We start from the raw sequence: 12037 nt of genomic DNA, 5'->3' as shown, positions 1-12037 counted from the left end.
TGCCGCTTCGATTTCTCGGGGCATTGCTCAGAGTCTTCTGGCGCCCTTTGGTTCGATACCGACCGATTCCGTGCACTGTAAGGCCTCCTGCCAGGAGGTAGGGCGAATGTTAGCGACAGGATGTTGCGGATTTAAGAATGGGGCGTGCGAGTTTCGTGACGCGTTCATTTGGGTTTTGTATTTAAAGAATCGCCTTACACCTGCCGTCTCCTCCTCTGACTTATTTTCCCTGCCGTCCTCGGCAAAGTCTCGCGTCCGTCCCCGCACCGCGAGATTCCCGCATGTTCGCCCCCGACAAACTCCTGGCTTTGAACAACGTCATCGGCTCGCTGGTGATTGCGGCCATGGACCCCGAGCAGCCGGACATCGAAGCGGTGCTGGCGGACTTCCGCACTTGCCTGAACGACTACGACGCCTGGGCTGAAAGTTTCTGGACCGGCTGGGCGCTGGATATCGAGCAGGTGTTCAAGGTCGGCAACGAAGTGTCCCTGGCGGCACCGAAGGACCTTGATCAACCTGTCAGCGCCACGGTGGTCGCTTGTCCGGCGGAGGGGCCGCTGACGCTGGTGCACATGTTCCAGGCGGCGCGCTTCGTGCCGATTGGCGACACACCGGTGATGCTGGAACCGATCACCGGGGGCGAGCCGGGGAAAGAAACCTTCGGCGAACCGGTTCATCACGTGATCGGCCCCAGCGGCATTCTGGAAGTCCCCGACTGCTGGCGGGGCCAGCGTTATCGCATCACCTTTTTTCCCCATGTGACGGCCGAGCATGTCAAGGCGCTGTACGCGTCCTACCGTGACGTGATTGCTCAACTGGAAGGTTGGCTGCAAGCGGAGTGGGATGAATTTCAACCGCAATGGGTAGAGTTTTCCGACAGCGGATTTCTCGAGCGCTACAGCGCATTGCAGCAAGCTGATTGGCGCGGGTTCACAGACGCCCTGCATCAGTTGTGGGACGACGTCAAACAGGTCTTCGAACTGCTGGCGGACCTGCAGGCCAACAGCGAGAAGTTGTTGGAGTACCTGACTCAAGCCGAGCTTGAGCAGCTACTGAAGGCGTCCTCCGAGGCAATCGCCAAAGGGTTGATGGTGTTGAGCGACGAGCCGTTGCTCTTCGTGCATATGGCGGCCTTCGCCAGTTGGCTACGGATGTTGCCGCCCCAGCACGTTGCTGAAGTCGTGGGCGAGATGCGCGCCTCGGTGCTGATCAACTTCCTGCTGATGCGTTTGACCGGGGGGCTGGGCCTGGGTCTGCGCATGAGCGGTAAGGTGCTGGGCCGGGTCCGCTCGGAGCGGGCCCGGGAGTGGTTGCTGGCATCGAGCCTGAGATTGGGCCAACTCACCCCCGACCGGCTCGATCAACATGCCGATGTGCTCAAACCGTTGGTGGTCAGTCAGCGTGCGCCTTTAAAACCGACGCCTGTCGGACCTTTGCACATTACCCCTGAGAATTCTGCGCCAGTATCCGTGAGCAATCCGGCCGCCGTGGCGCGGGAAAAAACCCAGGGTTCCACGCGCCTGAGCCAGTTCGAAGCCCACGACGACGCCCCCAGCCAATCGAAAAACCCCAACGGTGACAGCGCCGACACCGCGGCCCTGACCCAGACCAGCGGCTGCCCGGTGTCGATGGTCACCGGCGAAGAACTGCTGACCCTGGATGACGGCACCCTCGATGGCCGGCTGCCGTTTGTCTTCACCCGCTTGTACCGCACCAGCGCGGTGGACCTGGACATCGGCCTGGGCCGCGGCTGGAGCCATGCCCTTGCGCATCGCCTGTTGCTTGAGGGCGAGCAGGTCATCTGGATCGACCAGGAAAACCGCCGTACGACGTTTCCGCTGCCCAGCGAGCAACGCCCGGCGATCCACAACAGCCTGGCCCGCGCGGCGATTTACCTCGGAGTGGAACCGGACGAACTGATCATCGCCCAGCCGGGCGAAGACGCGCCTTTCCTACACTTTCGCGACGGCCATCTGACCGCCCTCAGCGACCGCTATGCCAACCGCCTGACGATCAAGCGCAACATCCATGGCGACATCAGCCGCCTGGACAACGGCGCCGGACGCGCCCTGCGCTTGCGTTATGAGCAACGTCATCTGGTCGCCATCGACTACCAGAGCTTTCACCCGGCCATCACCCTCGACGAAGCCTGGCGCACTGAACAGACGTTGGTGTCCTACCGCTACGACGGACGTTTCCGACTGATCGAAGCGACCAACGCCGCCGGCGAAAGCGAACGCTACGACTACGACGACCAGCACGTCATCCTGCAACGGCAACTGGCCGGCGGTGCGAGTTTCTTCTGGGAGTGGCAAGGGGCAGGCCGCGCAGCCCGCTGCGTGCGGCACTGGGCCTCGTTTGCGCAGATGGACAGCCGCTACACCTGGGGCGAGGACGGGCAGGTCACGGTCCAGCATCTGGATGGCAGCCAGGAGGTGTACGTCCACGACGAGCGGGCACGGCTGGTGCGCAAGGTCGAGCCCGATGGCGGCGAGCACCTCAAGGCCTATGACCCCCGGGGCCGGCTGATTGCCGAACAGGACCCGCTGGGCGCCGTCACCGAATACCGCTACGACGAAGCCGGACGGCTGGTGGCGCTGATTCCGCCGGACGAAGAACCAACGTCCTACGAATACCGCCACGGTTTCCTGCACACCCGCTCACGCGGCAAGGCCGTGTGGCAATACCGGCGCAACGCCCAGGGCGATGTGATCGAGGCCATCGATCCGCACGGCCAGAGCACCGGCTATGACTACGACGCCCAAGGACAATTGCTGGCGATCCGTTACCCCGACGGTAGCGAGCATCGGTTTACCCGTAATCAGCTGGGCCAACTGACCGAAGAAACCCTGCCCGACACGGGGCGCCGGTGTTTTTCCTACGACGCCCTGGGGCGTTTGCTGACCCGCCAGGACGAACACGGCGCCCTCACGCACTACCAGTGGGACGCGGTGGGCCGCCTGCTCGAAACCACCTTGCCGGGTGGTGCGACCCGCGCCTGGCACTACAACGCCTACGGCAAGGTCACCGCCGAGCGCGATGAGCTGGGGCGGACCACCCGCTATGAATACGCCGAGGACCTGCACCTGATCAGCCGTCGCCTCAACCCCGACGGCAGCGAACTGAAGTATCGCTACGACTCGGCGCGGCTGTTGCTGACTGAAATCGAAAACGAATCCGGCGAAAAATATCAGCTGGACTACACGCCTAACGGATTGATCCGACAGCAGATCGGCTTTGACGGCCAACGCACCGCCTACGCCTACGACCTCAATGGCCACCTGCTGGAGAAAACCGAGCACGGCGCGGACGGCGCCCAATGGGTCACCCGCTACCAGCGCGACGGGGCCGGGCGGCTGCTGGTCAAGACCTTGCCCGACGGCCAGGCCATCGAATACCGCTACGACGGGCTGGGCCGGCTGGTCCACGTCAACGACGGCACCGCTCACCCGCTGGCCTTCGAATACGACGCCCAGGACCGGCTGATCAGCGAACACCAGGGCTGGGGCACCCTGCGTTATCGCTACGACGCCTGCGGACGCCTCAATCACCTGCGCCTGCCGGACAACAGCCAGCTCGACTACCACCACGCCCGGGGCGGCGCGCTGACGGCCATCGACCTGAACGGCTCGCGCCTCACCGAACACCAGCTCAGCGGCGGGCGCGAACGCCAGCGCCGCCAAGGCCTGCTGCTCAGCCAGTACGACTACGACGAACAAGGCCGGCTCAAGGCCCAGACGGTGTGGCAGAACCAGCAGCAACTGTTCTGGCGCGATTATGCCTACAGCGCCAATGGCAACCTGCAGTCCATTTCCGACAAGCGCAACCGCCGTCATTACCAGTACGACCCGCTGGATCGCCTGATCGGCATCGACTATTCCCACAGCGAGCCGCCGGAACACTTCGCCCACGACCCGGCCGGCAACCTGCTGATGCAGGACCGCCCCGGCCCGACCCGCCTCAAGGGCAATCGCCTGCTGATGGAGGGCGACCGGCACTACGACTACGACGCCTTCGGCAACCTGATCCGCGAACGGCGCGGCAAGGCCCAGTGCCTCGTCAGCGAATACCGCTACGACAGCCAACACCGGCTGATCGGCGTCACCACGGCGCACGGGCGCGAAACGTCCTACCGTTACGACGCCTTCGGCCGACGCATCAGCAAGACCGTGGACGGCCTGACCACGGAATTTTTCTGGCAAGGTGACCAGGTCGTCGCCGAAAGCAGCCCGCGCCACCACCGCAGCTACGTCTACGAACCGGGCACCTTCCGCCCACTGGCCCTGCTCGACGGCAAAGGCCCGAACGCCTGCCCGTTCTACTACCACCTCGACCACCTGGGCACGCCCCAGGAACTGACCAACTACGGCGGCACCATCGTCTGGTCGGCACGCTACAGCGGCTACGGCAAAACCACCGAACTGGTCCACGGCGGCGGCGAACAGCTGGAACAACCGTTGCGTTTCCAGGGCCAATATTTCGACCCCGAAAGCGGCCTGCACTACAACCGGCACCGCTACTACAATCCGGAAACCGGCCGCTACCTGACGCCTGACCCGAGCAAACTGGCGGGTGGCCTCAACGGGTATCGCTACACCCTGAACCCGACGGGGTGGGTGGATCCATTGGGGTTGGTGGATTGTCCGGGGAAGGGTGGGTGCCGGTCGGCGGTTGGTAGTCAGGATCCGGCGGCTAAGGTTGGGGTGGATGAGGGTGAAAAATCGCTACCCAAACCTACCTACCTTTATCGTGGAGATTTGAGGGGGCCGGAGGTCATTTTTAAAGAAGGTTTTATGAGCTTGGGAAAAAGTACTGACCTACTGCTTCATATTTGGGATAACAGAAATCCACCGAGTAATTTTGTCAGCACAACAACTAGCGTTGAAGTGGGGCTTGATTTTGGAACAAAATATGGAACGCGGAAAGGGTATCTGTATGTTCTGAAAAAAATTCCTGGGCGTGATGTTAATAAGGAGCTTCCGCCAGAGGACGTTCCCTATAGCTATGAGTATGAGATTGCAATTCCAGATCGAGTAAGAACGGAAGATATTATTGGCGTTACGCCGCTTAAAAGAGATGGTTCCTACGTAGGGTATTCTTTGCCCAACCCCCAGAGGAAATAACACATGAAAAGACAGCTTGTTCCAGTTATTAAAGATGGCCAAAGGGAAGAGGTGGTGCTGGACGTGAACGCACAAAAATCCACTATTCTGCTGACTTTTAAAAATGGCTGGTCAAAGAAATACTCGGGAGCGGATGTGTATGAGTGTCTAGGGAAAATTATTAAGGAGCATACGGATATAAAATTTTTGTGCAAAGGAGCCAAGCTTAGTGTGCGTCCTTCAAGTATGTCCTCGCAAATGTCATCAGGAATAGCGGCTTATGAGCATGTTCTAGGTAAGCGTGCATCGAGAGCAGATCTAGTTAATATATTTGATTATGAGGATCGGGATATAGTGAGTGATCCTCAGCTGCAGAAAGATTATTTTTTTCTATGGCTGGAATCTATAAAAAATGTGGATGAGTAAGTTGTGGTCGTATGGGAAGTTAGGCCTGCTTGCAGCGGGGTGGTTCATGTAGATGCTTTCCTGATGTCACGGCAATCATTCTGAACTATGCTCCGCTTTTTTCTTCCCCCTCTGGAGTCCGCTCCCATGCCCAACCTAACCCCATTCCCCATCACCCAAAAATGGCCCGCCCAGTTCCCGGAGTGGATCCAGCTCTACTCCCTGCCGACCCCCAACGGCGTGAAAGTCTCGATCATGCTGGAAGAAATCGGCCTGCCCTACGAACCCCACAAAGTGGACTTCGGCAGCAATGACCAGCTGTCCCCAGAGTTCCTCTCCTTGAACCCCAACAACAAGATCCCGGCGATTCTCGACCCCCATGGGCCGGGGGATCAGCCGTTGGCGTTGTTCGAGTCGGGGGCGATTCTGATTTATCTGGCGGACAAGAGCGGGCAGTTGCTGGCTCAGGAGTCGGCGGCGCGCTACGAGACGATTCAATGGCTGATGTTCCAGATGGGCGGGATCGGGCCGATGTTCGGGCAGTTGGGTTTCTTCAACAAGTTTGCGGGCAAGGACTATGAAGACAAGCGACCTCGTGATCGTTACGTCGAGGAAAGCAAGCGCCTGCTCAAGGTGCTGGATGGTCGTCTTGAAGGCCGGGACTGGATCATGGGCGAGCGCTACACCATCGCCGATATCGCCACGTTTCCCTGGGTGCGCAACTTGATCGGTTTTTATGAAGCGGGGGATCTGGTGGGTATCCAGAATTTCCCGAATGTAACGCGGGTGTTGGAGCGTTTCCTGGCGCGGCCGGCAGTGGCACGCGGGTTGAAAATTCCGGAATGAGTGGATTGATGACGAGCTGTTTCAATTTCAAGCAATTGGACGTGTTCAGCGAAGTGCCGCTCAAGGGGAATCCGCTGGCGGTGGTGCTCGGGGCAGACGAGATCAGTGACGAGCGCATGGCCGCTTTTGCCAACTGGACCAACCTCAGCGAAACCACTTTCCTGCTGGCGCCGCAGCATCCGGAGGCGGATTACCGGGTGCGCATTTTCACCACCTCGACTGAACTGCCGTTTGCCGGTCATCCGACTTTGGGCAGCTGTCATGCCTGGCTGGAGGCCGGAGGCGTGCCGAAAGGGCCGCAGATCGTGCAGGAATGTGGCGTTGGCCTGGTAAGAATTCGCCGCAGCGATTTCGGGTTGGCTTTTCAGGCGCCGCCCTTGCTCAAGTCCGGCCCGCTGGAGGCTCAAGTGCTGGAGCGAGTGCGCAAGGGACTGGGGTTGCAGGCCGAGGCGATTGTCGAGACGCAGTGGGTTGATAATGGTGCCGGCTGGCTGGCATTGATGCTCAAGAATCGCCAGCAAGTGTTGGCACTCAAGCCCGATTACCAGCAGTTGCGGGATCTGGCCGTGGGCGTCATCGCGCCGTGGGAACCGGCCGTGGATGGCGATGAGGCGCAATTTGAAGTGCGCGGTTTCATTGCCGGTGACGGCATGCCGGAGGATCCTGCCACCGGCAGCCTGAACGCCGGGCTGGCCCAGTGGATGCTGGCCAAGGGGCTGGCACCGTCGCGCTATGTGGTCAGCCAGGGCTTGACCATGGGCCGGGCGGGGCGGATTCATGTTGAGCAGGTGGGCGAGGACGTCTGGATTGGTGGTGCGGTGGTGACCTGCGTCAATGGCTCACTGACCTTGTAAGCCGATTATTGCCCGGCCGGTAAAACTCTGTTTTCCGGTCGGCGTTTGTGCCCAGGCGGGTGAGGGCATAAGCTTTGGCCCCTGCGATCGAGCACCCATTTTTCAGGAGTCCCATGTCCAGTCAGTTCCCCGAAGCACGTCCACGCCGTCTGCGTCGCAATGCGAGCCTGCGCAGTCTGTTCCAGGAAACCGAGTTCACCCTGAACGACCTGGTGCTGCCGATTTTCGTCGAAGAAGAAATCGATGACTTTGTACCGATCAAGAGTATGCCGGGCGTGGCGCGCATTCCTGAATCGAAACTCGCCGGTGAGATCGAGCGGTATGCCCGTGCCGGTATCAAGTCAGTAATGACCTTTGGCGTGTCCCATCACCTGGACAGTGATGGCAGCGACACCTGGAGCGAGCGCGGCCTGGTGTCGCGCATGGCCGGGATCTGCAAGGACGCGGTGCCGGAAATGATCGTGATGTCTGACACCTGTTTTTGTGAGTACACCGATCACGGCCATTGCGGGGTGCTTCACGGGCATGAAGTGGACAATGACCGGACCTTGCTCAACCTGGGTAAACAGGCCGTGGCGGCGGCCCGTGCCGGGGCTGATGTGATCGCGCCGTCCGCCGCCATGGACGGGCAGGTCCAGGCCATTCGCAAAGCCCTGGACGAAGCCGGTTTCAGCCAGACGGCAATCATGGCGTATTCAACCAAGTTCGCTTCAGCGCTCTACGGTCCGTTCCGCGAGGCGGGCGGCAGTGCCTTGAAAGGCGACCGCAAAAGCTACCAGATGAACCCGATGAACCGCCGCGAAGCACTGCGCGAGTCCTTGCTCGATGAGCAGGAAGGGGCCGATGCACTGATGGTCAAACCTGCCGGCGCGTACCTGGATATCATCCGCGATATTCGCCAGGCTTCGAACCTGCCCCTGTCGGCCTATCAGGTCAGCGGCGAGTACGCGATGATCAAATTCGCCGCCCAGGCCGGCGCCATCGACGAAGCTCGCGTCGTGCGAGAAAGTCTCGGCGCGATAAAACGAGCAGGGGCGGACCTGATCTTCACCTATTTTGCGATGGATCTGGCGCTAAGCGGGATCTGATCGACGCTGGATTTCCTGTGGGAGCCTGCTCGCGATAGTGGGGGGCCAGTTGGTATCAATGTCGGATGTGCCGCCGTCATCGCGAGCAGGCTCGCTCCCACATTGGACTTGTGGCGTGGACTGAAACTGTGAGCATCCGCGGTCAACCCTGTGGGAGCGAGCTTGCTCGCGATAATGGTAGGCCAGCTGGTATCAATGTCGGATGTGCCGCCGTCATCGCGGGCAAGCCTTGCTCCCACAGACACCCACCCAAAATCTACTGTGGAGTCTTGCTACCACCCTGATGGTGTTAGGCCACCCATCTCTCACGTCAGCTTTTTGCTGCTGTCGAGCCTTCTTTGCTCTCAAGACCCCTTTTGGCTCTGATGAACAGAACATAGCCTGTACCGGCTTTTGATCGTATGGTTGCTGCGCAATAACAGACTTGATGGAGCAACATGCAACTCAATCGATTGATGATCAGCCTCACCGCGTTGTTGACCCTGGCCGGTTGCGGCAGCCGTCAGGCCCAGGAACCGGAACGCCAGCCTGCCGAGGTCAAGGCGCAGATTGTGCGGTTGTTGCCGGCCAAGACTGTGGATCGCGAGGGCTGGGCGACGGATATCTACGTGGCTTTTGCCGCTCAGCAAATCTCACCCACGACGCAGAATATCTGTTCCGTCCTGGCGGTGACCGAACAGGAATCGACGTTCCAGGCTGATCCGGCGGTACCGGGGTTGGGCAAGATCGCCCGGCAGGAAATCGATCGTCGCGCGGCAAAGATGCACATTCCGGGTCTATTGATCAGCGGCGCCCTCCAGGTGCGTTCGCCCAATGGCAAAAGCTACAGTGATCGGCTCAATGCCGCGCGCAGCGAGAAGGAGTTGAGTGCGATTTTCGATGACTTCATTGGCATGGTGCCCTTGGGCAAGACACTGTTCGGCAGCTTCAACCCCGTGCACACCGGCGGGCCGATGCAGGTCAGCATCGCGTTTGCCCAGGCCAATGCCCGGGATTATCCCTATGCGGTGGATGGGTCGATTCGTCGGGAGGTGTTCAGTCGTCGCGGCGGGATGTATTTCGGTATTGCGCATCTGCTGGGGTATCCGGTGAGCTACACCGAACCGCTGTATCGTTTCGCCGATTTCAATGCCGGATGGTACGCCAGCCGCAACGCGGCATTCCAGCATGCAGTGAGTCGTGCCTCAGGCATTCCCCTGGCTCTGGACGGCGATTTGATCTTGCATGGTTCCATCATGCCAGGCAGCACCGAGTTGGCGGTGCGCACCTTGGGCCGGTCGTTGGGGATGCGCAACCCGACCATTCGCGACCAGTTGGAGCAGGGCGACAGCCTGGCGTTCGAGGACAGCAAACTGTACAAGCGGGTCTTCGAATTGGCTGAGAAGGCCGAGGGCAAGCAATTACCTCGGGCGGTGTTACCGGGAATCGTGCTCAAGAGCCCGAAAATCACGCGCAAGCTGACCACGGCGTGGTTCGCCAAGCGAGTGGATGAGCGTTACCGGCGTTGTATGACGCGCGCTGCGGGACGCTAGGCAATCGGTGGGCAATGAAAAAGCCCGGCGGATAAGGCCGGGCTTTCATGGTGATGCGTTAGGTTCCAGAGGTGTTTGAAGCATTGTGGCGAGGGGGCTCCTTCGCCACACATTGAGTTGGGTTTCGTCACGCATTTGGATTGAACAACTCATACACGGTTCTGGGTCAGACGATCGGAACCACCTTCAGCAACGCGGTTCTGTTGCAGACGATCGGAGCCACCTTCAGCAACGCGGTTCTGTTGCAGACGATCGGAGCCACCTTCAGCAACGCGGTTCTGTTGCAGACGATCGGAACCACCTTCAGCAACGCGGTTCTGTTGCAGACGATCGGAGCCACCTTCAGCAACGCGGTTCTGTTGCAGACGATCGGAACCACCTTCAGCGACGCGATTCTGTTGCAGGCGATCGGAACCACCTTCAGCAACGCGGTTCTGTTGCAGACGATCAGAGCCACCTTCGGCAACGCGGTTCTGGATCAGACGATCAGAGCCACCTTCGGCAACGCGGTTCTGGATCAGGCGATCGGAGCCGCCTTCGGCAACACGTTTTTCGATCAGTCGATCAGAACCACCTTCGGCAACGACCGGGTGGGAGGAGGCGGCGAATGCGTTGGCTGCCAGTACCGAGAAAGCGAGGCTGAGGATGATTTGGCGTTTCATGATGGTGTGCTCCGGGGATGCAGTGGGTTGGTGTGGAGCCATTGTTGTCCGGAGCGACAATCAAGAGAACTTCATTGGCCTGATGGTGAATATCGACGGCGGTGATACCTCGCCGAGCGGTTGGCAAGCAATATTGATGTTGACTGATCCGCCGACATCGCGGGCAGGCTCGCTTCCATGGAGAGTGCGTGTCGTCTGCCGGGTGGAACACTGGCGGGCCCGCGGGTTCTACCGGCTACCCCCCAAGCGCAGGAGGCAAGTTCATGTATCAGTTATTCGGCTACCGGCAATCCGGCTCTTCGGCTGTGGAGATCGCCCTGTGCCTGTGTGGCGTGCCTTATCGCCGTATCGATGCCTATTCGACCGAAGACAACGAGGCGTCGAAAGAGCTACAGGCATTGAACCCTCAGAAGCAGGTCCCGACCTTGCAATTGCCGGACGGTTCGGTGCTGACCGAAGCCGCGGCGATTCTGATCCATCTCGGGCTGGTGTTTCCTGAATCGAAGTTGCTGCCGGACGATCCGACCCAACGTGCTCAAGCCATACGGGGCCTGGTCTATATCGTCGCCAATTGCTACACGCCCATCGGCATCATCGATTTTCCAGAGCGCTGGCTGGTCGACGCGGATGAAGCGACCCGGCAGCAATTGGTGTCGGGCACCCGACAGCGGCTACATCGCAACTGGGCGCTGTTTGCCGACCAGTTTGCGGCTCGTCCTTTTCTCAGCGGTGCCGAGCCGGGAGCGCTGGATATCCTGGCCGCCGTGGTCACGAAGTGGGAAGACACGCGGGAGGCCATGCTGAATGCCCGACCGCCGTTCTACGAGCTACTGGAGCGCATCGACCGCCATCCGCGCATTGCGCCGGTGCTGTCGCTGCACTGGCCCTTGTAGGCGCTGTCGAGCGCAGCGAGGCTGCGGTTTTTCCGAGTAGCAAACGAAAGATCAAAACAGAAAGATCGTCCAAACGCGGCCCGAGCCTTCGGCAGCGCCTACGGGTCAAGGGCATGTCATTTTGGTGGCGGCTTGCTCAACGAGGCCGACAAACTGTCGGACATTCTGCTGATGGGCCGTCACCAGCTCATCGATGCTGCTCCCCGCCGGCGTTTGCAGGCTGTTACGGCAGGTCAGGGTATGGGCTTCGTTGCCCAGCTCGCGCAGGCGCCACTGCACGTCCATGCGGGCATATTGGCCGGGGATCGAATCGAAGCGCTGCACATCCACCCGCAGCAGTAGCTTCGCTGCGCCTGGGTTGCTCAGTTGTTCGTCCAGGCTGCTGCGCAGTTCATCGGCCAGACTGGCGCCCCACCATTGCGTTTCCAGGATCGCCAGCCCGCTGTTGCCTTGGCGGATGACCATTTGCGCGCGGTCCACCTGAGGCGGAACGCTCACCTGCTCGAGCTGGATGTCCATGTTCGTGCGTGGCTGGCCGGCAGGTTGAGCCGGGCTTAGGGTGTGGTACTGGATCGGATCGCCGCGGCAGGCAGCAAGCAGCAGCACCAAGGCAACCAGGGGGAGTTTCAGCATCAGCGGCATGGGGCGTGCTCCT

Annotated in this window: 9 protein-coding genes; 7 read left to right on the top strand and 2 right to left on the bottom strand. The window is 60.3% G+C overall.

Translation table 11 applies throughout. From position 1 onward, the window contains the following. The first annotated feature begins 281 nt into the window (after window positions 1-281). From PSH91_RS17070 to PSH91_RS17045, 6 genes are all read left to right on the top strand, one after another. Window positions 282-5123 (top strand): RHS repeat-associated core domain-containing protein, encoded by a 4842-nt coding sequence (locus PSH91_RS17070; RefSeq protein WP_305466273.1) that lies wholly within the window; start codon window positions 282-284, stop codon window positions 5121-5123. A 3-nt stretch (window positions 5124-5126) separates the two neighbouring features. Beyond that, entirely contained in the window at window positions 5127-5528 is a 402-nt protein-coding gene (locus PSH91_RS17065) for a hypothetical protein (protein WP_305466272.1), read from the top strand. Between the two features lie 126 nt (window positions 5529-5654). Continuing rightward, a complete protein-coding gene (locus PSH91_RS17060) occupies window positions 5655-6353 on the top strand; it encodes a glutathione binding-like protein (protein ID WP_076383995.1) in 699 nt (232 codons plus the stop codon). 8 nt (window positions 6354-6361) lie between these two features. Next, entirely contained in the window at window positions 6362-7207 is an 846-nt protein-coding gene (locus PSH91_RS17055) for a PhzF family phenazine biosynthesis protein (protein WP_076383996.1), read from the top strand. A gap of 113 nt (window positions 7208-7320) precedes the next feature. Beyond that, complete coding sequence (gene hemB / locus PSH91_RS17050; RefSeq protein ID WP_076383997.1) at window positions 7321-8295, top strand: porphobilinogen synthase; 975 nt, start codon at window positions 7321-7323, stop codon at window positions 8293-8295. Window positions 8296-8732: 437 nt separating this feature from the next. Beyond that, window positions 8733-9827 carry a DUF1615 domain-containing protein gene (locus tag PSH91_RS17045; protein ID WP_188251024.1) on the top strand — a complete coding sequence of 365 codons (1095 nt, stop codon included), beginning with the start codon at window positions 8733-8735 and terminating at the stop codon, window positions 9825-9827. Between the two features lie 149 nt (window positions 9828-9976). Here PSH91_RS17045 and PSH91_RS17040 read toward each other — a convergent pair whose 3' ends face one another. Continuing rightward, window positions 9977-10489 carry a phage infection protein gene (locus PSH91_RS17040; RefSeq protein ID WP_107322624.1) on the bottom strand — a complete coding sequence of 171 codons (513 nt, stop codon included), beginning with the start codon at window positions 10487-10489 and terminating at the stop codon, window positions 9977-9979. Between the two features lie 263 nt (window positions 10490-10752). Between PSH91_RS17040 and PSH91_RS17035 the strand changes: the two genes are divergently transcribed. Continuing rightward, window positions 10753-11382 (top strand): glutathione S-transferase family protein, encoded by a 630-nt coding sequence (locus PSH91_RS17035; RefSeq protein WP_305466269.1) that lies wholly within the window; start codon window positions 10753-10755, stop codon window positions 11380-11382. Between the two features lie 105 nt (window positions 11383-11487). On the opposite strand, the gene PSH91_RS17030 is transcribed toward PSH91_RS17035, so the two are convergent. Next, window positions 11488-12024, bottom strand: a complete 537-nt coding sequence (locus tag PSH91_RS17030) for a membrane integrity-associated transporter subunit PqiC (RefSeq protein WP_047227756.1) — start codon at window positions 12022-12024, stop codon at window positions 11488-11490. Between the last annotated feature and the right edge of the window lie 13 nt (window positions 12025-12037).

The sequence above is a fragment of the Pseudomonas sp. FP1154 genome, assembly GCF_030687245.1.
Lineage (GTDB): Bacteria > Pseudomonadota > Gammaproteobacteria > Pseudomonadales > Pseudomonadaceae > Aquipseudomonas > Aquipseudomonas rhizophila.
Note: the sequence above shows the minus strand (reverse complement) of the source record. Positions and strands in the feature narration are given on the sequence as shown.

What these genes read in the sequence shown, in the direction of transcription:
- PSH91_RS17035 (WP_305466269.1), top strand. Translation starts at nt 10,753, where the DNA reads ATGTATCAGTTATTCGGCTACCGGCAATCCGGCTCTTCGGCTGTGGAG.
- PSH91_RS17065 (WP_305466272.1), top strand. Translation starts at nt 5,127, where the DNA reads ATGAAAAGACAGCTTGTTCCAGTTATTAAAGATGGCCAAAGGGAAGAG.
- PSH91_RS17045 (WP_188251024.1), top strand. Translation starts at nt 8,733, where the DNA reads ATGCAACTCAATCGATTGATGATCAGCCTCACCGCGTTGTTGACCCTG.
- PSH91_RS17070 (WP_305466273.1), top strand. Translation starts at nt 282, where the DNA reads ATGTTCGCCCCCGACAAACTCCTGGCTTTGAACAACGTCATCGGCTCG.
- PSH91_RS17055 (WP_076383996.1), top strand. Translation starts at nt 6,362, where the DNA reads ATGACGAGCTGTTTCAATTTCAAGCAATTGGACGTGTTCAGCGAAGTG.
- PSH91_RS17040 (WP_107322624.1), bottom strand. Translation starts at nt 10,489, where the DNA reads ATGAAACGCCAAATCATCCTCAGCCTCGCTTTCTCGGTACTGGCAGCC.
- PSH91_RS17030 (WP_047227756.1), bottom strand. Translation starts at nt 12,024, where the DNA reads ATGCCGCTGATGCTGAAACTCCCCCTGGTTGCCTTGGTGCTGCTGCTT.
- PSH91_RS17060 (WP_076383995.1), top strand. Translation starts at nt 5,655, where the DNA reads ATGCCCAACCTAACCCCATTCCCCATCACCCAAAAATGGCCCGCCCAG.
- hemB (WP_076383997.1), top strand. Translation starts at nt 7,321, where the DNA reads ATGTCCAGTCAGTTCCCCGAAGCACGTCCACGCCGTCTGCGTCGCAAT.